Consider the following 19,796-nt stretch of genomic DNA (forward strand, 5'->3'; position numbering starts at 1 on the left):
ACGAATGGCATGAGCGACTCCATCTACGCGCACGAAACGGCGGCGGCGGAACTGTTCGCGGCCGGCGACGGCAATCTGTTTCAGCGCGTGATCCAACTGCACGCGGCGGCGCAGGCTGGCGGCACGCCGGAGCAACAGGAAGCCGAGCCCGGGCTTTCATCGAACGAGGAGCCTATGAGCCTTTTCACGACCGTGCGACCCAATCTCGTGCAGTCGATCCGCGCGTTCCGCGTGCAGGATCTTGCCGACGAAGCCGGCCGGCTCGGCCAGCATTTCCTGTATGCGTTTTGCGGCGCCGCGCAGTCGAAGCAGGAAGTGATGGAAACGATCGCGACGTCGTTCCTGTTCCCGAAGCATTTCGGGAAGAACTACGACGCGCTGTACGACTCCCTGACCGACCTCGTCGCGAAGGCCGGCGCGCAGCCCGGTTTCGTGATCGTCCTCGAAGGGCTGCCGATCGCGCAGAAGTTCGACAAGGAAGGGCGCGAGACGCTGCTCGACGTGTTCCGCGAGGCGGCCGAATTCTGGGCCGAGCGCAAGGTCGCGTTCCGCGTGTTCTACTCGTTCGCGTAAGCGCACGCCGGCCAGCGGCCGATTTGGCGAATCATCTTTCGGAAGCCCGCCTCGAGCGGGCTTTTTTGCGCCTGCGCGATGCGTGCGGGCCGGAACGGCGTATGGCCGGCTGACACCGGCCTTTCATCCGGCACCTTTTTTCGAGACAATGTCGGTCGGCCCGGCCGCGGCAGCCGCCGCGTCGGGCGCACAAAACAAACCATCGAGAGAGGGCTGTCTTCCCATGAATATTTCCCGTTCCGCACGCGCCGTCGTGCTGCCCCTGCTGGTCGCGGCGGGCGCCGCGCATGCCGCGCCGCTGACGCCTGAGCAGACCGTCGGCCTTTACATCGGCGCATTCGTCAACGGCGATGTGTCGAAAGCCCGCGAATTCAACGATGCGGTGCGCGCGAGTTACGGCGGCAAGGACGCGCTCAACGTCGACGTTCTGTCGAAGATGGGCGATTCGATGCGCAAGGAGATGGCTGAAGACTTGCTGGTGCCGATGCCGGCGAAGGCGAGTGCCGCATTGCGTCCGTCGGTTGAGAGCATGGCAGCGGCCTATCAGCGTGCGATCAATCGCTCGGAGTGCAAGGCAACCGGGTCGTCGCAACGACCGAACTCGGCGATTGAGGGCAAAACGATCGCGACGGTGGAATTTGCGTGCCGCGTCCCGGATGTGGGGCCCGGCGCGAAGGCGCTGGAGGCGAAGCTCGGCAACGGCCGCCTGAAGAATGATGCGGCCCGGATTGTCGCGTTCAATGCGATCTTCTCCGGCATGGCGAAGGTGCTGGACGCAGCGCCGGTCACGTACCCCGTGACGGGCAAGATCGATATCTACAGCCTCGGCGGCGGCTGGACGACCGGTAGCCCGCAAGACGTGCTGACGCCGGTGCTCGATGCGTTGTCAGAAGCGATGCCGCATGGCTCGTCGAGCGACAAGTAAGTTGCGATAGACCGCCGCATCGCCACGGGCCGCATTCCCGCGGCGATGCCGGGCCGCTTGTCGTGCGGCGGCAGGGTGGCGTGCGGTCAGGGCGTGTCGCGCCGTCTTGTGCGGGCACGACTTCCGATCACCATCCCCCCCAGCGCGCCGCAAGCGCCGCAAGCACGGCCGCGCCTGCCGTCTCGGTTCGCAGCACGCGTGGCCCGAGCGACAGCGCGGTGAACCCGCGTGCGCGGGCCGCGTGTTCCTCGTCGGGCGACAGCCCGCCTTCCGGCCCGATCAGCAGCGTGACGGTTGCAGCGGGCGGCGTGCCGGGCAGCGACGCGAACGGGATGCTCGCGCGCGGCGACAGCAGCAGCCGCAGTTCGCCGTCGGCCGGTGCCGCCGGCAGCGTATCGAGCCACGCGTTGAAGCCGGCGACCGGCGCGACGTCGGGCACGCGGTTGCGCCCGCATTGCTCGCACGATGCGCGCACGACGCCGCGCCAGTGCGCGACGCGCTTGTCCGCGCGCTCGCCGGCGAGCTTCACGACGCCGCGCGCGGTCGACAGCGGCACGACCGCCGTCACGCCGAGCTCGACGGCCTTCTCGATCACCCAGTCCATCTTGTCGCCGCCGGCGATGCCTTGCGCGAGCGTCACGCGATAGGGCGGCTCGGCCTCGGCCGGTTCGAACGTGTCGATCTGCGCGAGCGCGCTGCGCTTGTCGATCTCGACGAGCCGCGCGCGGTACTGGCCGCCGGTGCCGTCGAACAGCGCGAGCACGTCGCCGGGCTGCAGGCGCAGCACCTGTGCGTGGCGCGCGACCTCGGCCGGCAACGCGAGCGTGGCGTCGGCGCGCAGTGCCGCGTCGACGAAAAAGCGCGGCACGGCCGCGGTGGTGGTGGCTTCGTTCATGCGTGTAACGGTTGGGGTCATGCGTCGAGACGGCGCCCGAGCGCCCATCGGTAGCCGTCGAGATCCTCGATCTGCGCGAACCGGTCGCCCCAGAACTGATCCTGCGGCGCGCTCAGCGACTTCGCGCCCGCGTCGAGCGCGCGCTGCCAGGAGGCGTCGACGTCGTCGACATACAGGTAGAACGATTGCGGCGCAGTGGCGTTCGCACTTTTCGGCGTGCGCGCGGTCGAGCCGAACGCGCCTTCGGGCGCGAACATCACGATCAGCTGGCCGCGGTAGGCCATCTCGACGTGCATGATCGCGCCGTCTTCGTCGTGCACGTCGCGCAGTTCGAAGCCGAATGCGGCCTTGAAGAAATCGATGGCCGCGCGCGCGTTGCGTACGGCCAGGTAGGGCGTCAACCAAGGCACGTTGGCCGGACGTGGATCGGTCATGAAAATCTCCTGTGGGGGCGCTTGGGCACGTGTTCTGATTCCATGCCCGGGCGTTCGTTCAGGGGGGCGGCACGGCGTCCAGGACATTCCGCCCCGGTGCGATGCATCGCGAATCCTGCAGGGACGCGATGGAAAACGGAAGCGGGGCGGCCGCGCGGACGCTCAGCGGCGAACGCCCAGTGTATCGCGCAGCGCGCGCGGCAGGGCAAAGAGGGACGCATGCAGCCGCGCATCGTAGTAGCGCAAGCCCTGGACGCGGCGGGCCGCGAGCCGTTCGTCGATGTCGTGCGCGAACAGCGCGGCCGCGTCGAGCGTGTCGCTCGCGATCGCCATCAGCCACTGCGAGCCATACAGCGGCACGTGCGCGGACAGCGGATCGACGACCGCGAAGCTCGCGCGCAGGTCGTCGAGCAGCGCGGCGATGCGCGCCGCGTGGAACACCGGCGAGCCGAGGTGCATCGAGATCGCGCCGCACGGCGTCAGGATCCGCTTGAGCCGCGCATAGAACGCGCGGGTATAGAGGCCGGCCGCCGGCGAATCGGGCGGCGTGAGGTCGAACACGACGAGATCGAAATGCTCGACGGTCGACTCGACGAAATGCGCGGCGTCGCCGATCACGACCTCGACGCGCGGGTCGTCGAGCGCGCCCTGGTGCACGTCGTCGAGATACCGGCGCGCCATTCCGACCACCTCGTCGTCGAGTTCCGCGATCACGATCCGCGCGATGCACGCATGCTTGAGCAGCTGGCGCGCCGCACCGCCGTCGCCGCCGCCGAGCACGAGCGCCTTGCGCGGCGACGGATGCGCGAGCGCGGCCGGGTGCGTCATGCACTCGTGATAGACGTACTCGTCGCCGACCGACGTCATCGGTCGGCCGTCCAGCGTGAACAGGCGGCCGAGCTGCGGGGTTTCCCAAACCTCGATCTGCTGGTGCGGCGACGCGACGTGCGCGAGCCGCCGGGCGTTCGGGAAGCCGTAGGCGGAGTCGGGCGTAGGGTGGAAAAGTAGAGTCGTGCTCACGGGCGGGCCACTCAGGGCTGGCAGTTCCGACGTCTGAATTATAGGAGGCGGGCGGTTTGACGGAAAACCGTGCCGGAACACTACTCGCCGACAAGGGAAATGTCAGCCCATCTGTTAAAATGACGAGCTTTGCAGCCCCGTCCGTAGGCTCCGTCCGCTTCGCGTCCGTCAGGCGCCGCACCGCGCGCCGGGAACGATTGACGCTCGAGCTTCCGGATGCCGCCGTGCCCCCGTTTCCTCGACTCGTTCTCCGGACTCGACATGACGACTTCGTCTCCCGCCTCCACCACCCTGATGGCCAATGCGATCCGTGCGCTCGCAATGGACGCCGTCCAGCAAGCGAACTCCGGCCACCCCGGCATGCCGATGGGCATGGCCGAAATCGGCGTCGCGCTCTGGTCGCGCCATCTGAAGCACAACCCGACGAACCCGCACTGGGCCGACCGCGACCGCTTCGTGCTGTCGAACGGCCATGGCTCGATGCTGCTGTACTCGCTGCTGCACCTGACCGGTTACGACCTGCCGATCGAAGAGCTGAAGAACTTCCGCCAGCTGCACTCGAAGACGCCGGGCCACCCGGAATACGGCATCACGCCGGGCGTCGAGACGACCACCGGCCCGCTCGGCCAGGGCCTCGCGAACGCGGTCGGCATGGCGCTCGGCGAAGCGCTGATGGCCGACGAGTTCAACCGTGACGGCGCGAAGATCGTCGATCACCATACGTACGTGTTCCTCGGCGACGGCTGCCTGATGGAAGGCATCTCGCACGAAGCCTGCTCGCTCGCCGGCACGCTGAAGCTGAACAAGCTGATCGCGCTGTACGACGACAACGGCATCTCGATCGACGGCGACGTCGTGAACTGGTTCCACGACGATACCCCGAAGCGTTTCGAAGCCTACGGCTGGAACGTGATCCCGAACGTGAACGGCCATGACGTCGACGCGGTCGACGCAGCCATCGCGAAGGCGAAGCTGTCGGACAAGCCGACGCTGATCTGCTGCAAGACGGTGATCGGCCAGGGCGCGGCGACCAAGGCCGGCGGCCACGACGTGCACGGCGCGGCGCTCGGCGCGGAAGAAATCGCGAAGACGCGCGCGGCGCTCGGCTGGACCTGGGAGCCGTTCGTGATTCCGCAGGAAGTCTACGCGGCATGGGACGCGAAGGAAGCCGGCAAACGCGCGGAAACCGAATGGGATGCGACGTTCGCTGCGTATCGCGCGAAGTTCCCGGCAGAAGCCGCTGAATTCGAGCGCCGGATGGCCAACCAGCTGCCGGCCGACTGGGCCGAAAAGGCTGCGGCGATCATCGCCGGCGCGAACGAGCGCGGCGAGACGGTGGCGACCCGCAAGGCGTCGCAGCAGGCGATCGAAGGCCTGGCTGCCGCGCTGCCCGAACTGCTCGGCGGCTCGGCCGACCTGACCGGCTCGAACCTGACCAACTGGAAGGCATCGAAGGCCGTCCGCGCGAATCCGGAAGGCCCGGGCGTCCAGCTGGGCAACCACATCAACTACGGCGTGCGCGAATTCGGCATGAGCGCCGCGATCAACGGCCTCGCGCTGCACGGCGGCCACAAGCCGTTCGGCGGCACGTTCCTGACGTTCTCCGACTACAGCCGCAACGCGCTGCGCGTGGCCGCGCTGATGAAGGTGCCGTCGATCTTCGTGTTCACGCACGACTCGATCGGCCTCGGCGAAGACGGCCCGACGCACCAGTCGATCGAGCACGTGTCGAGCCTGCGCCTGATCCCGAACCACGACGTATGGCGTCCGGCCGACACGGTCGAAACGGCCGTCGCATGGACCCACGCGATCGCCGCCGACCGTCCGTCGAGCCTGATCTTCAGCCGCCAGAACCTGGCGTTCAACCCGCGTACCGATGCGCAGATCGCGAACATCGAGAAGGGCGGCTACGTGCTGAAGGACTGGGACGAAGAGATCGTCGCGCGCAAGATCATCCTGATCGCGACGGGCTCGGAAGTCGAACTCGCGATGAAGGCCGTCGAGCCGCTCGCGCAGCAAGGCATCGCGGCACGCGTCGTGTCGATGCCGTCGACCAACGTGTTCGACCGCCAGGACGCCGAATACCGTGAGCGCGTGCTGCCGCACGGCGTGCGCCGCGTCGCGATCGAAGCGGGCGTGACGAGCTTCTGGCACAAGTACGTCGGCCTCGAAGGCGGCGTCGTCGGGATCGACACGTTCGGCGAATCGGCGCCGGCCGGCGTGCTGTTCAAGTACTTCGGCTTCACCGTCGAGCACGTCGTCGAGACCGCCAAGGCCGTGCTGGCCTAAAGAGACAGACGCGACGCGCGCCACCCCTCGCGCGTCGCACCGTGAAGCTGCACGAAACGAATTTTTTCAGCCATCAGGAGATAGACCATGACGATTCGCGTCGCAATCAACGGCTACGGCCGCATCGGCCGCAACACGCTGCGCGCGTTCTACGAGAACGGCAAGAAGCATGACATCGAGATCGTCGCGATCAACGATCTGGGCGATGCGAAGACCAACGCGCACCTGACCCAGTACGACACCGCGCACGGCAAGTTCCCGGGTGAAGTGTCGGTCGACGGCGACTACCTCGTCGTGAACGGCGACAAGATCCGCGTGCTGGCGAACCGCAACCCGGCCGAACTGCCGTGGGGCGAGCTGGGCGTCGACGTCGTGATGGAATGCACGGGCTTCTTCACGACGAAGGAAAAGGCGAGCGCGCACCTGAAGGGCGGCGCGAAGAAGGTGATCATCTCGGCACCGGGCGGCAAGGATGTCGACGCGACGATCGTCTACGGCGTGAACCACGACGTGCTGAAGGCCGAGCACACCGTCATCTCGAACGCATCGTGCACGACGAACTGCCTCGCGCCGCTCGTCAAGCCGCTGAACGACAAGATCGGCCTCGAAACCGGCCTGATGACGACGATCCACGCGTACACGAACGACCAGGTGCTGACGGACGTCTATCACGAAGACCTGCGCCGCGCGCGTTCGGCCACGCACAGCCAGATCCCGACGAAGACGGGCGCTGCTTCGGCCGTCGGCCTCGTGCTGCCGGAACTGAACGGCAAGCTCGACGGCTACGCGATCCGCGTCCCGACGATCAACGTGTCGATCGTCGACCTGTCGTTCATCGCGAAGCGCGACACGACGGTCGAGGAAGTCAACGCGATCATGAAGGAAGCTTCGGAAGGCGCGCTGAAGGGCATCCTCGGCTACAACGACGCACCGCTGGTGTCGATCGACTTCAACCACAACCCGGCTTCGTCGACGTTCGACGCGACGCTGACCAAGGTGTCGGGCCGCCTCGTGAAGGTGTCGAGCTGGTACGACAACGAGTGGGGTTTCTCGAACCGCATGCTGGATACGGCTGTCGCATTCGCGAACGCGAAGTAATCCTGCACGTTGCGCGACCGCCGCAAGGCGGCCTGCGCGGCGAACGAGCCCGGCCCGGTTTTTCCGGCCGGGCTTTTTTATTGCCCGCCGTTATGGCTCGATGCGGCCGTCACCTGCTCGAGCGCGGCGACGAACGCGCGCTTCAGCGGGCTGTCGAGATCGGTCCACGCGAGGCCGATGCCCGTACGATGCCCGGCCAGGTCGAGCGGCCGCGCGAGCACGTTCGGCGGCAGCGCGCTGGCGGCCTCCGCCGGAATCAGCCCGATGCCCATGCCCGCTGCGACGAGCGCGAGCATCGTCGTGAATTCCCCGAACTCCTGCGCGATCTCGAGCGTCGTGCCCGCGCGGCTCAGCGCGAGCAGCATGTCGTCGTGAAAACCCGGCGCGTAGCGGCGCGCGAGCACGAACGCGGGCTGGCCGCGCAGCGCGGCCGGCGCGATCGCATCGTGTGCGGCGAGCGGATGGTCGAGCGGCAGCGCGACGACGAAACCTTCCTCCAGCACCACGCGCGTGTCGATGCCCGCATACGCGGCCGGCAGCCGGATCATCCCGAAATCGATCCGCCGGTCGCGCAGCGCGGCGATCTGGTCGGGTGTCGGCAGGTCCTTCAGTTCGAGCGTGATCAGCGGATAGCGCTCGCGCATCGTGCGCAGCACGGCCGGCAGCAGCGCGGGCAGCACCGACGACACGAACGCGATCCGCAGCGTGCCGATCTCGCCGCGGCTCGACAGCCGAGCCATCTGTTCCGCGCGTGCGGCCTGCTGCAGCGTGGCGCGCGCCTCGGGCAGGAACACGCGCCCCGTATCGCTCAGTTCGACCTTGTGCCGGTCGCGCTCGAACAGGCGCGCGCCGAGTGCTTCCTCGAGCGCCTTGATCTGCATGCTCAGCGCCGGCTGCACGATGAACAGGCGCTGCGCGGCGCGCCCGAAATGCAGCTCTTCCGCGAGCGTGACGAAGGCGCGCAATTGCTTGAGTTCCATGGGCGGCGGGCAGGCGAGGGCGGTGATCAAGTTTCATGATAACCGGATCAAAAAAGACCATTGGCGCGGCACCCGGCCGATAGCCGAAGATACCGTCGACGCGAGACCGGCCGCGATGGGCCGTCGGCTCGACTGGCACGAGGAGACACGCATGACCCACGCGCTTGACCGGTTCCGCCTCGACGGCCGCCGCGCACTGATTACCGGTTCCGGACGCGGGATCGGGCTGACGCTCGCTCGCGGGCTGGCCGAAGCGGGGGCGGCGATCGTCATCAACGATCGCAATGAGGAGAAGGCCGCGACGCTCGTGCAGCGTCTGCGCGAGGAAGGCTTCACGGCCGACTACGCGGTATTCGACGTCGCCGAGCACGCACAGGTGCGCGCGGCGATCGACGATTTCGAGGCGCGCGTCGGCGCGATCGACATCCTCGTGAACAACGCGGGCATCCAGCGTCGCGCACCGCTCGATGCGTTCGAACCCGACGACTGGCATGCGCTGATGCGCGTGAACCTCGACGGCGTGTTCAACGTCGCGCAGGCCGTCGCGCGGCACATGATCGCGCGCGGCCGCGGCAAGATCATCAATATCTGCTCGGTGCAGAGCGAGCTCGCACGGCCGACGATCGCGCCGTACGCGGCGACCAAGGGCGCGGTGCGGATGCTGACGAAAGGGATGTGCGCCGACTGGGCGCGCCACGGCATCCAGGCGAACGGCCTCGCGCCCGGCTATTTCGAAACCGAACTCAACCGTGCGCTGGTCGACGACGCGGCGTTCTCGGACTGGCTGTGCAAGCGCACGCCGGCCGGTCGCTGGGGGCGCGTCGACGAGCTGTGCGGCGCGGCGATCTTCCTCGCGTCGGCCGCATCCGATTTCGTGAACGGCCAGACGCTGTTCGTCGACGGCGGTTTGACCAGTGCCGTCTGACAAGGAGGCTGTCATGCGTATGCGTTGCATGTGTGTCGTGATCCACGGGCCGAACGACCTGCGAGTGGAAGAGCAGGACGCGGGCGAGATCGGCCCGGGCCAGGTGCGCGTCGACGTCGCGATGGGCGGCATCTGCGGCTCCGATCTCCATTACTTCCGGCACGGCGGCTTCGGCGCGATTCGGCTGCAGCAGCCGATGGTGCTTGGCCACGAGGTGGCCGGCACGGTCGCCGAAGTCGCGCCGGACGTGACGTCGGTGAAGGTCGGCGATCGCGTTGCGGTCAATCCGAGCCGGCCGTGCGGCGCGTGCCGCTATTGCCTCGAAGGGCTGCCGAACCAGTGTCTCGACATGCGCTTCTACGGCAGCGCGATGCGGATGCCGCACGTGCAGGGCGCGTTCCGCAATGCGCTCGTGTGCGACGCGGTGCAGTGCGTGAAGGTCGCCGATCACGTGCCGCTGTCGCTCGCGGCGCTCGCCGAACCGTTCGCGGTCGGGCTGCATGCGGTGTCGCGCGCGGGCCCGCTGATCGGCAAGCGCGTGCTGGTGTCGGGCTGCGGGCCGATCGGCGTGCTGGCGGTGGCGGCGGCGCGTGTGCACGGTGCGGCGGAGATCGTCGCGACCGACGTCGTCGAGGCGCCGCTGGCCGTGGCGAGCGCGCTCGGCGCCGACCGCACGATCAATGCGGTGGTCGATGCCGGCTGGGTCGAGCGCTACGGCGCCGACAAGGGCACGTTCGACGTGATGATCGAGTGTTCGGGCAATGCGCGCGCGCTGCGTGACGGGTTGGACGTGATGCGTCCACGTGGGGTCGTCGTGCAGCTCGGGCTCGGCGGCGATGTCAGCCTGCCGCAGAACGTCGTGGTCGCGAAGGAGCTGTCGATCTGCGGGTCGTTCCGCTTCCATGCGGAATTCGCGCTCGCGGTGCAGTTGATCAACGCGGGGCGCGTCGACCTGCGGCCGGCCGTCACGCGCGTGTTCCCGATGCGCGACGCGAACCTCGCGTTCGAACTGGCCGGCGACCGGCAGCGCGCGATGAAGGTGCTGATCGACTTCGCGGACGAGGCCGCGTGACGATCACGCGCTAGCGCGCGACGGACGGTATCGACGTCGTCAAAAGGGCACGCCCGCGATTTGCGCGGCGTGCCCTTTTTTCGTCGTGCTGCGAAAACAAGCTACTGCATCACTGCGCGACCTGCCGCGCGCCGACGCGCTGCGACGCGAGCCACAGCGCGATCAGCACGCCGGCAAGCGCAGCGCCCGCGATGCACACGCCGCGCCAGCCGTCGATCCCGTACGCGACGCTCGCCGCGAACGACCCGAATGCGCCGCCGATGAAGTAGCTCGTCAGGTAGATCGTCGTCACGCGGCTGCGCGCGTTGCCGGCCAGCGCATAGATCACGCTCTGGTTCGAGATGTGCATGCCCTGCACGCCGACGTCGAGCAGCAGGATGCCCGCGATCAGCGCCGCGAGCGAGTGCGCGCCGGCAGCGATCAGCGCGAACGACGCGAGCACGGCCGCCGCGAACAGCCCCGTTGCCGCGTTGCCGTGGCCGCGATCGACGAGCCGGCCGGCTGACGTGGCCGCGAGCGCGCCCACCGCGCCGACGATGCCGAACAGGCCGATCTGCCCTTCGGAATAGCTGTACGGCGGCTGGCTGAGCAGGAACGTGAGGCCTGTCCACAGCAGGCTGAAGCACGCGAACACGAGCGCGCCGTAGGTCGAGCGCAGCGCGATCAGCGGTTGTGCGCGCACCAGCGCGACGAGCGACTTCATCAGTGCCGCATAGTCGAGGCGCGCATCGCGGCGATCCTTCGGCAGCTTCACGGCGAGCACGACGGTCAGCGCCGCCACCATCACCGCCGCGATGCCGTACACCGCACGCCAGCCGAACCCGTCGGCGATCGCGCCGGCCGCGACGCGCGCGAGCAGGATGCCGAGCAGCAGCCCGCTCATCACGGTGCCGACCGCGCGGCCGCGCGAGCGCGCATCGGCGAGCGATGCGGCGAACGGCACGAGCAGCTGCGTCGAACAGGTGACGAAGCCGACCGCGACGTTCGCGACGACGAACATCGTGAAGTTCGTGCTGAACGTGACCGCGACCAGCGCGACGACGTTGAGCATCAGCAGCCGCACGATCAGCGTATGACGGTTGACCGCGTCGCCGAGCGGAACGATCAGCAGCAGGCTCGCCGCGTAACCGAGCTGCGTCAGCGTGACGAGATAGCCGAGCTCGGTCGGCGCGCGCCCGAAGCTGCGCGCGATCGCGGCGAGCAGCGGCTGCGCGTAATAGATGTTGCCGATGACGATGCCGCACGCGCAGGCGAACAGCAGCGTCATGGCGCGGGTCAGGGGAGGATGGGTGTCGTGATGCGGTTCCATGGTCGCGAAAAACAGCGGCGCCGGCCGGCGGCACGGAGCCGTCGGATGCGCGGGGTGACGGAAATCGGGGCCGGCGTCGACGGCTCGGCGGTGAGCCGATGCGCGCCGGGCGGATCGCGGCCGGGCCCGGATCGGGCGGGCGGCGGATCGTCGTGCGGCGGCGGAGGCAGGGCGGGCCCGGGCGAGCCGTTCCGGTGCGCTGGCAGTGGTCATGCACGGGAACGGATGTGCGTATGATGCGGGAATCGAGCCATAGCGTCCAAGACTGGATCGTTATGCGCTTCATTGGCAAAACCAATACCTCGGCCGCCATGCTCCTCCGCCACATCCGCTATTTCCTGGCCGTCGCCGAGCAGCGCAGTTTCACGCGCGCGGCCGACGCGCTGCACGTGTCGCAGCCGACGCTGTCGCAGCAGGTGCGCCAGCTCGAGGACACGCTCGGCGTGCCGTTGTTCGACCGCTCGGGCCGCACGGTGCAGCTCACCGAGTTCGGCGAAGTCTATGCGCGCCATGCGCGCGCCGCGCTGCACGAGCTCGATGCGGGTCAGCGCGCGCTGCACGACGTCGCCGATCTCGGCAGCGGGTCGCTGCGGCTCGCGATGATGCCGACCTTCGCGGCCTACCTGAGCGGCTCGCTGATCGACGCGTTCCATGCCGACTATCCGAACGTCGCGCTGACGATCGATGCGATGCCGCAGGCGCGCATCGAGGCGCTGCTCGCCGACGACCGGCTCGACGCGGGCTTCGCGTTCATGCCGCCGCGTGCGCCGGACATCGACGCGCTGCCGCTGTGGGACGAGCCGCTCGCGCTCGTGACGGGCCGCACGCATCGTCTTGCACGGCGCCGTCGCGCGCTGACGCCGGCCGAGCTCGGCGGCGAGCCGCTGGTGCTGCTGAGCCGCGCGTTCGCGACGCGCGAGCGCATCGACCGGTATTTCATCGAACACGGCGCGCAGCCGAAGATCGCGATCGAGACGAATACGGTCAGCGCGGTGCTGGAGCTCGTGCGGTGCGGCCGGCTCGCGACGGTGCTGCCCGACGCGGTCGCGCGCGAGAGCGCCGACCTGTGCGCGCTGGAGATCGATCCGCCGCTGCCCGCGCGCACGGCCGCGCTGCTCACGCGCAAGGGCGCGTACCGCAGCGTCGCGGCGCGTGCGTTCATCGAGCGTGCGCTCGCGTATCGGGATCCGTCGGGAAGTTGACCGGCAAGACCGGGCGGCGCGCGCGACGGGCGGCCGCCCGGGCCGTCACGTGCGGGGTGTCGGGAAGAAGATGCCCGCGCGCTGCGCGGCGTTCGCGATGTGCGTTTCGATCGCGATGCCGGCGGCGCCCGCATCGCGCGCGATCAGCGCGTCGACGATCGCGCGGTGCTCCTGCCACGTCGACAGCAGCAGCTCGCGCCGGTAGAACGGCATGCGCTGGCTTTCCTTCATGATGTCCGCGCTGCTGCGCAGCACCGATTCGATCGCCGCGTTGCCGGCGAGATGGATGATCCGCATGTGGAAGTCGAAGTCGAGTTGCGACGCGTCGTCGAGCGCGTTTTCGGTGAGCGCGACGTGCAGGTCGGCGAGGTTGTCCTCGAACCACGCGATGTCGTCGTCACTGACGACGTGCGCGGCCATCCGCGCGGCGAACCCTTCGAGCGCGTAGCGCATCTGGTACGTGTCGGGCGGCGACGACTGCTCGGCGAAGCGCCATGCATGCGCGGCCGTGGCCTGCGCGCTTTCGACATACACGCCCTTGCCGGCGCGGATGCGCAGCATCCCGAGCGCCTCGAGCGTCGACAGCGCCTCGCGCAGCGACGCGCGGCTGATCTCCAGCTCCTCGGAGAGCTGGCGCTGGGCCGGCAGCAGGCTGCCGACCGGATAAACGCCTGCCTCGATCCGGTCGCGGATCGTCGCGATGGCGGCGTCGGTCACGGTATGCGGAACGTTTTTCATGATGTGAACTTGGGCCGGTCTGACCGGCATTGTAATCCGCACGCAGGCGGTGCATGGCCGACCTACGGGAAAGCCACGATCCGCCCCTCACGGTGCATCGAAACCAGGGCAAGCAGGGGCGGGAAATCCCTATTTTATCCGTCCTTGACGTGACTATATCGGCTTCCTACTATCCACCATAACATCACTGGTCTTACCAGTATGAACAGACGAAACTGCAACCGTTGGATCGGGAGAGCGCCGTGTCGAAATTCCTCAATTCGCTGTTTGGCCGGGTAGTCGTCGCATTGATTCTAGGGATCGCGCTCGGCGCGTTCTTCCCGCATTTCGCCGAGTCGTTGCGACCGCTCGGCGACGGCTTCCTGAAGCTGATCAAGATGGTGATCGGGCCGATCGTGTTCTGCGTGGTGGTCAGCGGGATGGCCAACGCGGGCGACCTGAAGAAGGTCGGCCGGGTCGGCCTGAAGGCCGTCATCTACTTCGAGATCATGACGACGCTCGCGCTCGGCATCGGCCTCGTGCTCGCGTGGCTCACGCGCCCGGGCGTCGGGATGAACATCGACCTGCGCTCGCTCGACGCGTCGTCGCTCGCGTCGTACGCGAAGAACGCCGAAAGCCTGAAGGACACGGCCGGCTACCTGATGAAGATCATCCCCGAGACCGCGATCGACGCGTTCGCGAAGGGCGACATCCTGCAGATCCTCGTGTTCGCGGTGCTGTTCGGCTCCGCGCTGTCGCTGCTCGGCGACAAGGCGCAGCGCGTCAACTCGCTGATCGAGGAACTGTCGCACGTGTTCTTCCGGATCATCGGCTTCATCATCAAGCTCGCGCCGCTCGGCGTGCTCGGCGCGATCGCGTTCACGACCGGCAAGTACGGCGTCGCGTCGCTCAAGCAGCTCGGCTACCTGGTCGCGGTGTTCTACCTGAGCTGCTTCGTGTTCGTCACGGTCGTGCTCGGCGCGGTGATGCGGCTCGCGGGCTTCTCGGTGTTCAAGCTGATCCGCTACCTGCGCGAGGAACTGTCGATCGTGCTCGGCACGGCGTCGTCGGACGCGGTGCTGCCGCAGGTGATGCGCAAGCTCGAATACATGGGCGTGAAGGATTCGACGGTCGGCCTCGTGATCCCGACCGGCTATTCGTTCAACCTCGACGGCTTCTCGATCTACCTGACGCTCGCGGTGCTGTTCATCGCACAGGCCACCAACACGCCGCTGTCGACGCATGACCTGATCGTCGTGCTGCTCGTGTCGCTCGTCACGTCGAAGGGCGCGCACGGGATCCCGGGCTCGGCGATCGTGATCCTCGCGGCGACGCTGTCGGCGATCCCCGCGATTCCGGTACTCGGCCTCGTGCTGATCCTGCCGGTCGACTGGTTCGTCGGCATCGCCCGCGCGCTGACCAACCTGATCGGCAACTGCGTCGCGACGGTGGTCGTCGCGGTGTGGGAGAACGACATCGATCGTGCCCGCGCGACCCGCGTGCTGAATCGCGAGCTGCGCTACGTGCCGGCCGAAGAGGAAGGCCGCGCGGCGCCGGTCGCCGGCGACCAGGCTCACGCGCTCTGAGCGCACCCCCGCGCGGGGCGGCTTCCCCTGGTCGTCCCGCGCACCCGAATTCATGCGGCCGGCGCCTCGATGCGCCGGCACGCGATCCAACATCAGGAGACGACATGGCAGCCCCCATCCTCGATCCGAATGCGCCGGCCTTCACGCGGCGTTACATGAACCTCGCCGACCCGCGCCTCGGGGCGCAGGCGCTCTTTGCCAGCGACGAATTCTTCGCGCCGAAGGAGCGCATGCTGAATCCCGAGCCGGCCGTGTTCATCCCCGGCAAGTACGACGACCACGGCAAGTGGATGGACGGCTGGGAAACGCGCCGCAAGCGCACGACCGGCCACGACTTCTGCGTGGTGCGGCTCGCGCGGCCGGGCGTGATCCACGGCGTCGACCTCGATACGAGCCATTTCACCGGCAACTTCCCGCCGGCCGCGTCGATCGACGCGTGCGTCGCCGAAGGCGACACGCCGCCTGATGACGCCGAATGGCGCCCGATCGTCCCGGCGACGACGCTGCAGGGCAATTCGCATCACTACGTGAGTGTCGACGATGCGCGGCCCTATACGCACCTGCGCGTGAACCTGTACCCGGACGGCGGCCTCGCCCGGCTGCGCGTGTACGGCCAGCCGCAGCGCGACTGGCGCCAGGCGCCGGCCGGCGAGCTCGTCGATCTCGCGGCGATCGAGAACGGCGGCTACCTGGTGGCGGCGAACAACCAGCACTTCGGCCCGGCGTCGCAGATGCTGATGCCGGGGCGCGGCGTGAACATGGGCGACGGCTGGGAAACGCGGCGGCGCCGCGAGCCCGGCAACGACTGGGCGATCGTCGCGCTCGCGCGGCCGGGCATCATCCGGCGCGTCGAGGTCGATACCGCGTTCTTCAAGGGCAATTTCCCCGACCGCTGCTCGCTGCAGGCCGCGCGGGTCGCGGGCGGCACCGACGATTCGCTCGTCACGCAGGCGATGTTCTGGGCCGAACTGCTCGGCGAGCAGAAGCTTCAGATGGATCACGTCCACACGTTCGACCAGCTTGCCGCGCTCGGCCCCGTCACGCACGTGCGTTTCAACATCTTCCCGGACGGCGGCGTGTCGCGCCTGCGTCTGTGGGGCGAGCCGGCTTGAAGGAGGGCAACGGCATGAGCGAATCCCGGATCCTGCGCGTCGAGCGCCTGACGCGCGAAGCGTTCGCGCCGTTCGGCGACGTGATCGCGCTCGAAGGCGCGCGGCATTTTCCGATCAACGGCGGCACGACCGAGCGCTTCCACGATCTCGCGACGATCGACGTATGCGCGGACGGCGGCCGTCCGCTCGTCAGCGTGTTCCGCGCCCAGCCGCGCGCGCTGCCGGTCGCGGTCACGCTGATGGAGCGCCATCCGCACGGCAGCCAGGCATTCATCCCGCTCGCGGCCGTGTCGCGCTACGCGATCGTCGTCGCGCCGGCTGGCGCATTCCGGCCGGACGCGATGCGCGCGTTCCTCGCGGAAGGCTGGCAGGGCGTGAACTATGCAAAGGGCGTCTGGCACCATCCGCTGCTCGCGCTCGACGCGGTCAGCGATTTCGTGATCGTCGATCGCGGCGGGCCGCAGCCGAACTGCGACGAGATCCCGCTCGAGCGCGCGTGGGCGCTCGAGTTCGAGCCGGCCTGCGCGGCCTGACGCAACGGCAACGCCCGGCTCCGGCTGCCTGACGGCAGCCCGGGCGGGCGTGTCGAAGGGTTTCCGAAAGCCTGGGCGCACGATCCACGCGGCGGTGCATCGCCGCTATCCCGAAAAGAACACGGCCCGGGCGGCAAGGTGCCGGCCGGGCCGTGCTGCGTGCGCGAGGCGCGCGAATCAGTGCTTGCGGTGCGGGCAGTGCTCGGTCGTGCAGGAACCGTACATCGCGAGCGAATGCTCCTGGAGCTTGAAGCCGCGCTCCTTCGCGATCGCCTGCTGGCGGCCTTCGATCTCGGCGTCGAAGAACTCCTCGACACGGCCGCAATCGAGGCACACGAGGTGATCGTGGTGCGAGCCTTCGTTCAGCTCGAACACGGCCTTGCCGGATTCGAAGTTGCTGCGCGTGAGCAGGCCGGCCTGCTCGAACTGCGTCAGCACGCGGTAGACGGTGGCCAGCCCGATGTCGAGCTGCTCGTTGAGCAGGTTCCGGTAGACGTCTTCAGCCGTCAGGTGGCGCACCGGGCTTTGCTGGAAGATCTCGAGAATCTTGAGGCGCGGTAGGGTGGCCTTTAGCCCGATATTCTTGAGATCCGTCGGATTGGTCATGGCTAGGCATCCCTAGAGTACAATGCAGGGCTTCAATGTTACCGGCTTTTCGCCGTTCCAGAAACACGCGCGGCCTGCACACGGGCCTGCACGGTGAGGGAAATGATTCCAGAATCTCTTTCGCACTTTCAGAGGAGCCGCATGCGGAGTGTCATCATCGCTGCCGCCGCCGTTGCCGCGCTGGCTGGTTGTTCGTCGTACGACAGCGTGACGCAGCGCATCGCGCAGAGCATCACCCCCTACCGGATCACCGTCGTGCAAGGCAACTTCGTGTCGCAGGAGAAGGCCGCGCAGTTGCAGGTCGGCATGTCGCGCGAACAGGTGCGCGCGCTGCTCGGCACCCCGCTGCTGGCCGACATGTTCCACGCCGACCGTTGGGACTACCTCTTTTACTTCAAGCGCGGTTCGACGGCAGTCGTCCAGCAGCGCGATCTCGTCGTGACGTTCTCGGGCGATCGCCTGGCGAGCTGGACGGGGGCGGACAACCTGCCGTCGGAACTCGACCTGCTGGCCGATATCGACGGCGACCGCGGCGGCAAGAAGGCGAAGGCGGCCGCAGCGGCGAAGAAGGCCGCCGAGGCTGCCGCCGCCGCGAGCACCGCGCAAGCGGCCGCGAGCGCGCCGGCGCCGGAGGCTGTCGCCAGCCCGTCCACTGCGCCGGCGGCCGCTGCGGTGGTCGACCAGGATGCGAACGCGCAGGCCGCCCGCGCGGCGAACCGTGCGACCAACCAGGTGTCGGGGCAGGGTTCGGGTTCGCGCCGGTTCACGCCGGCCGCGAAGGCCTCGGGCGGCGCGCCGGTGCCGGGCGGCCAGCCGCCGGGCGCCGCGCCGGCGATCCAGCCGCAGTTCCAGTTCCATCGTCCGCCGCAGCCGAGCGTGTCGAACGAGGCGCCGCCGGTCGGCCCGCAAGGCTCGGACAACCTGCAGAACCAGCCGCTCACCGCACCGGCGCAGTAAGCAGCCGGCGTGCGGAAACCGGGCGGCATGCGCCGCCCGCTTTTATACCTGTCGTGTAGAAAGCCATGAAGATTGCGATTGCCGGGGCATCGGGCCGAATGGGCCGGATGCTGATCGAAGCCGTTCTCAACGATGCCGACGCGCAGCTCGTCGGCGCGCTCGACCGCGCCGATTCGCCGTTCCTCGGCCAGGACGCCGGCGCGTTCCTCGGCAAGGAAACCGGGGTCAAGCTGACCGCCGACCTCGACGCCGTGTTCGCGCAGGCCGACACCCTGATCGATTTCACACGTCCGGAAGGCACGATGGCCCATATCGAGGCCGCGCTGCGCCACGACGTGAAGCTCGTGATCGGCACGACCGGCTTCACCGCCGAGCAGAAGGCCGAGCTGCAGGCTGCGGCGGGCAAGATCGGCATCGTGTTCGCGGCGAACATGAGCGTCGGCGTGAACGTCACGCTGAAGCTGCTCGAATTCGCGGCGAAGCATTTCTCGCACGGCTACGACATCGAGATCATCGAGGCGCATCACCGCCACAAGGTCGATGCGCCGTCGGGCACCGCGCTGATGATGGGCGAAGCCGTCGCCGGTGCGCTCGGTCGCTCGCTCGACGATTGCGCGGTGTACGGCCGCCACGGCGTGACGGGCGAGCGCGATCCGTCGTCGATCGGCTTCGCCGCGGTGCGCGGCGGCGACATCGTCGGCGATCACACCGTGCTGTTCGCCGGGATCGGCGAGCGCATCGAGATCACGCACAAGTCGTCGAGCCGCGTGTCGTACGCGCAGGGCGCGTTGCGCGCGGTCCACTTCCTGTCGGCGCGCGGCGCCGGCCTGTTCGACATGCAGGACGTGCTCGGCCTGCGCTGACACCACGGGGAAACTCCGATGGCGATACCCACCGGCGTTGTCCACTACCTCGAAAGCGGCGATGCGATCACGCATGCCGTCGCCTATGTGCTGCTGGCGATGTCCGTCGCCAGTTGGTGCTTCCTCCTCATGAAAGCCTGGCTCCTGGTTCGCGCGAAGCGGCAGGGGCCGCGCGCGCTCGCCGCGTTCTGGCGCGCGCCGTCGCTCGACGCGGGCATCGCCGCGCTCGCCGGCGCCGATCGCGAGCGCGTGTTCGTGCCGCTCGCCGAAGCCGCGCGCGATGCGGCCGACGACCACGACCCGGCTGCCCTGGCCGCGCGGGTCGAGCGCAGCGAACGCGTGCTGCGCGCGTTGCGGCACGCGATGCTGCGCTCGCAGCGGCGCCTCGAATTCGGCCAGGTGCTGCTCGCGTCGATCGGCAGCACCGCACCGTTCGTCGGGCTGCTCGGCACCGTGTGGGGCATCTACCACGCGCTCGGCAGCATCGCCGCGAGCGGGCAGGCGCAGATCGAGAACGTCGCGGGGCCGGTCGGCGAGGCGCTGATCATGACCGCGTTCGGGCTCGTCGTCGCGATTCCCGCGGTGCTGGCCTACAACATCCTCGGGCGGCTCGTGCGGCAGCTCGCCGAGGAACTCGACGGCTTCGCGCGCGACCTGCACGTGTTCGTGTGCGCGCAGGAAGCCTGACGCGTCCATTCCG

The 19,796-nt window shown here is 68.4% G+C and carries 20 protein-coding genes; 13 read left to right on the forward strand and 7 right to left on the reverse strand.

Annotated features, from left to right (window positions below):
• Positions 1 to 9 precede the first annotated feature (9 nt).
• Both LGM56_RS09340 and LGM56_RS09345 read left to right on the forward strand, forming a co-directional pair.
• Positions 10 to 573, forward strand: coding sequence for a barstar family protein (locus tag LGM56_RS09340; RefSeq protein ID WP_089439207.1), 564 nt, complete (start codon positions 10 to 12; stop codon positions 571 to 573).
• A gap of 148 nt (positions 574 to 721) precedes the next feature.
• Entirely contained in the window at positions 722 to 1,498 is a 777-nt protein-coding gene (locus LGM56_RS09345) for a hypothetical protein (RefSeq protein ID WP_226204313.1), read from the forward strand.
• A gap of 127 nt (positions 1,499 to 1,625) precedes the next feature.
• On the opposite strand, the gene LGM56_RS09350 is transcribed toward LGM56_RS09345, so the two are convergent.
• The 3 genes from LGM56_RS09350 to speE all read right to left on the reverse strand — a co-directional run bounded on the left by LGM56_RS09350 (position 1,626) and on the right by speE (position 3,847).
• The gene (locus LGM56_RS09350; protein WP_226204315.1) at positions 1,626 to 2,393 is read right to left on the reverse strand and encodes a 16S rRNA (uracil(1498)-N(3))-methyltransferase; all 768 of its coding nucleotides are present in this window, start codon (positions 2,391 to 2,393) and stop codon (positions 1,626 to 1,628) included.
• A gap of 17 nt (positions 2,394 to 2,410) precedes the next feature.
• Positions 2,411 to 2,827: a VOC family protein gene (locus LGM56_RS09355; RefSeq protein WP_226204317.1), complete on the reverse strand. Its 417-nt coding sequence runs from the start codon at positions 2,825 to 2,827 to the stop codon at positions 2,411 to 2,413.
• 162 nt (positions 2,828 to 2,989) lie between these two features.
• Complete coding sequence (gene speE / locus LGM56_RS09360; protein ID WP_089439211.1) at positions 2,990 to 3,847, reverse strand: polyamine aminopropyltransferase; 858 nt, start codon at positions 3,845 to 3,847, stop codon at positions 2,990 to 2,992.
• A gap of 216 nt (positions 3,848 to 4,063) precedes the next feature.
• Between speE and tkt the strand changes: the two genes are divergently transcribed.
• Positions 4,064 to 6,136: a transketolase gene (tkt, locus tag LGM56_RS09365; protein ID WP_089494081.1), complete on the forward strand. Its 2,073-nt coding sequence runs from the start codon at positions 4,064 to 4,066 to the stop codon at positions 6,134 to 6,136.
• Positions 6,137 to 6,223: 87 nt separating this feature from the next.
• Positions 6,224 to 7,234 (forward strand): type I glyceraldehyde-3-phosphate dehydrogenase, encoded by a 1,011-nt coding sequence (gap, locus tag LGM56_RS09370; protein ID WP_059500962.1) that lies wholly within the window; start codon positions 6,224 to 6,226, stop codon positions 7,232 to 7,234.
• Positions 7,235 to 7,311: 77 nt separating this feature from the next.
• Here the strand turns inward: gap and LGM56_RS09375 are convergent, their stop codons facing one another.
• A complete protein-coding gene (locus tag LGM56_RS09375) occupies positions 7,312 to 8,214 on the reverse strand; it encodes a LysR substrate-binding domain-containing protein (RefSeq protein WP_226204319.1) in 903 nt (300 codons plus the stop codon).
• A gap of 151 nt (positions 8,215 to 8,365) precedes the next feature.
• On the opposite strand from LGM56_RS09375, the gene LGM56_RS09380 reads away from it, so the two are divergent.
• On the forward strand, positions 8,366 to 9,139 hold the full coding sequence (locus tag LGM56_RS09380) for an SDR family NAD(P)-dependent oxidoreductase (RefSeq protein ID WP_226204321.1): 774 nt from the start codon (positions 8,366 to 8,368) through the stop codon (positions 9,137 to 9,139).
• Positions 9,140 to 9,152: 13 nt separating this feature from the next.
• On the forward strand, positions 9,153 to 10,211 hold the full coding sequence (locus tag LGM56_RS09385; protein ID WP_089424474.1) for an L-idonate 5-dehydrogenase: 1,059 nt from the start codon (positions 9,153 to 9,155) through the stop codon (positions 10,209 to 10,211).
• Positions 10,212 to 10,320: 109 nt separating this feature from the next.
• Here the strand turns inward: LGM56_RS09385 and LGM56_RS09390 are convergent, their stop codons facing one another.
• Positions 10,321 to 11,520, reverse strand: a complete 1,200-nt coding sequence (locus LGM56_RS09390; protein ID WP_226204323.1) for an MFS transporter — start codon at positions 11,518 to 11,520, stop codon at positions 10,321 to 10,323.
• A gap of 311 nt (positions 11,521 to 11,831) precedes the next feature.
• Here LGM56_RS09390 and cynR point away from each other — a divergent pair, with 311 nt between their 5' ends.
• A complete protein-coding gene (gene cynR / locus LGM56_RS09395; RefSeq protein ID WP_206150152.1) occupies positions 11,832 to 12,722 on the forward strand; it encodes a transcriptional regulator CynR in 891 nt (296 codons plus the stop codon).
• A gap of 45 nt (positions 12,723 to 12,767) precedes the next feature.
• Here cynR and LGM56_RS09400 read toward each other — a convergent pair whose 3' ends face one another.
• The gene (locus LGM56_RS09400) at positions 12,768 to 13,490 is read right to left on the reverse strand and encodes a FadR/GntR family transcriptional regulator (protein ID WP_089472139.1); all 723 of its coding nucleotides are present in this window, start codon (positions 13,488 to 13,490) and stop codon (positions 12,768 to 12,770) included.
• A gap of 212 nt (positions 13,491 to 13,702) precedes the next feature.
• On the opposite strand from LGM56_RS09400, the gene LGM56_RS09405 reads away from it, so the two are divergent.
• The 3 genes from LGM56_RS09405 (at position 13,703) to LGM56_RS09415 (ending at position 16,670) form a co-directional block, all read left to right on the forward strand.
• Complete coding sequence (locus LGM56_RS09405; protein ID WP_046546282.1) at positions 13,703 to 15,025, forward strand: C4-dicarboxylate transporter DctA; 1,323 nt, start codon at positions 13,703 to 13,705, stop codon at positions 15,023 to 15,025.
• A gap of 104 nt (positions 15,026 to 15,129) precedes the next feature.
• On the forward strand, positions 15,130 to 16,137 hold the full coding sequence (alc, locus tag LGM56_RS09410) for an allantoicase (RefSeq protein ID WP_226204326.1): 1,008 nt from the start codon (positions 15,130 to 15,132) through the stop codon (positions 16,135 to 16,137).
• Between the two features lie 14 nt (positions 16,138 to 16,151).
• On the forward strand, positions 16,152 to 16,670 hold the full coding sequence (locus LGM56_RS09415) for an ureidoglycolate lyase (RefSeq protein ID WP_089494087.1): 519 nt from the start codon (positions 16,152 to 16,154) through the stop codon (positions 16,668 to 16,670).
• Positions 16,671 to 16,847: 177 nt separating this feature from the next.
• Here LGM56_RS09415 and fur read toward each other — a convergent pair whose 3' ends face one another.
• Positions 16,848 to 17,276: a ferric iron uptake transcriptional regulator gene (gene fur / locus LGM56_RS09420; RefSeq protein ID WP_226204328.1), complete on the reverse strand. Its 429-nt coding sequence runs from the start codon at positions 17,274 to 17,276 to the stop codon at positions 16,848 to 16,850.
• Between the two features lie 141 nt (positions 17,277 to 17,417).
• On the opposite strand from fur, the gene LGM56_RS09425 reads away from it, so the two are divergent.
• From LGM56_RS09425 to LGM56_RS09435, 3 genes are all read left to right on the forward strand, one after another.
• Complete coding sequence (locus tag LGM56_RS09425) at positions 17,418 to 18,233, forward strand: outer membrane protein assembly factor BamE (RefSeq protein WP_089494088.1); 816 nt, start codon at positions 17,418 to 17,420, stop codon at positions 18,231 to 18,233.
• Positions 18,234 to 18,298: 65 nt separating this feature from the next.
• Positions 18,299 to 19,096: a 4-hydroxy-tetrahydrodipicolinate reductase gene (gene dapB / locus LGM56_RS09430; protein ID WP_089424479.1), complete on the forward strand. Its 798-nt coding sequence runs from the start codon at positions 18,299 to 18,301 to the stop codon at positions 19,094 to 19,096.
• An 18-nt stretch (positions 19,097 to 19,114) separates the two neighbouring features.
• On the forward strand, positions 19,115 to 19,783 hold the full coding sequence (locus LGM56_RS09435) for a MotA/TolQ/ExbB proton channel family protein (RefSeq protein ID WP_059528793.1): 669 nt from the start codon (positions 19,115 to 19,117) through the stop codon (positions 19,781 to 19,783).
• Positions 19,784 to 19,796: the final 13 nt, after the last annotated feature.

Origin of the sequence: Burkholderia sp. AU38729, assembly GCF_020419725.1 — a bacterium.
Lineage (GTDB): Bacteria > Pseudomonadota > Gammaproteobacteria > Burkholderiales > Burkholderiaceae > Burkholderia.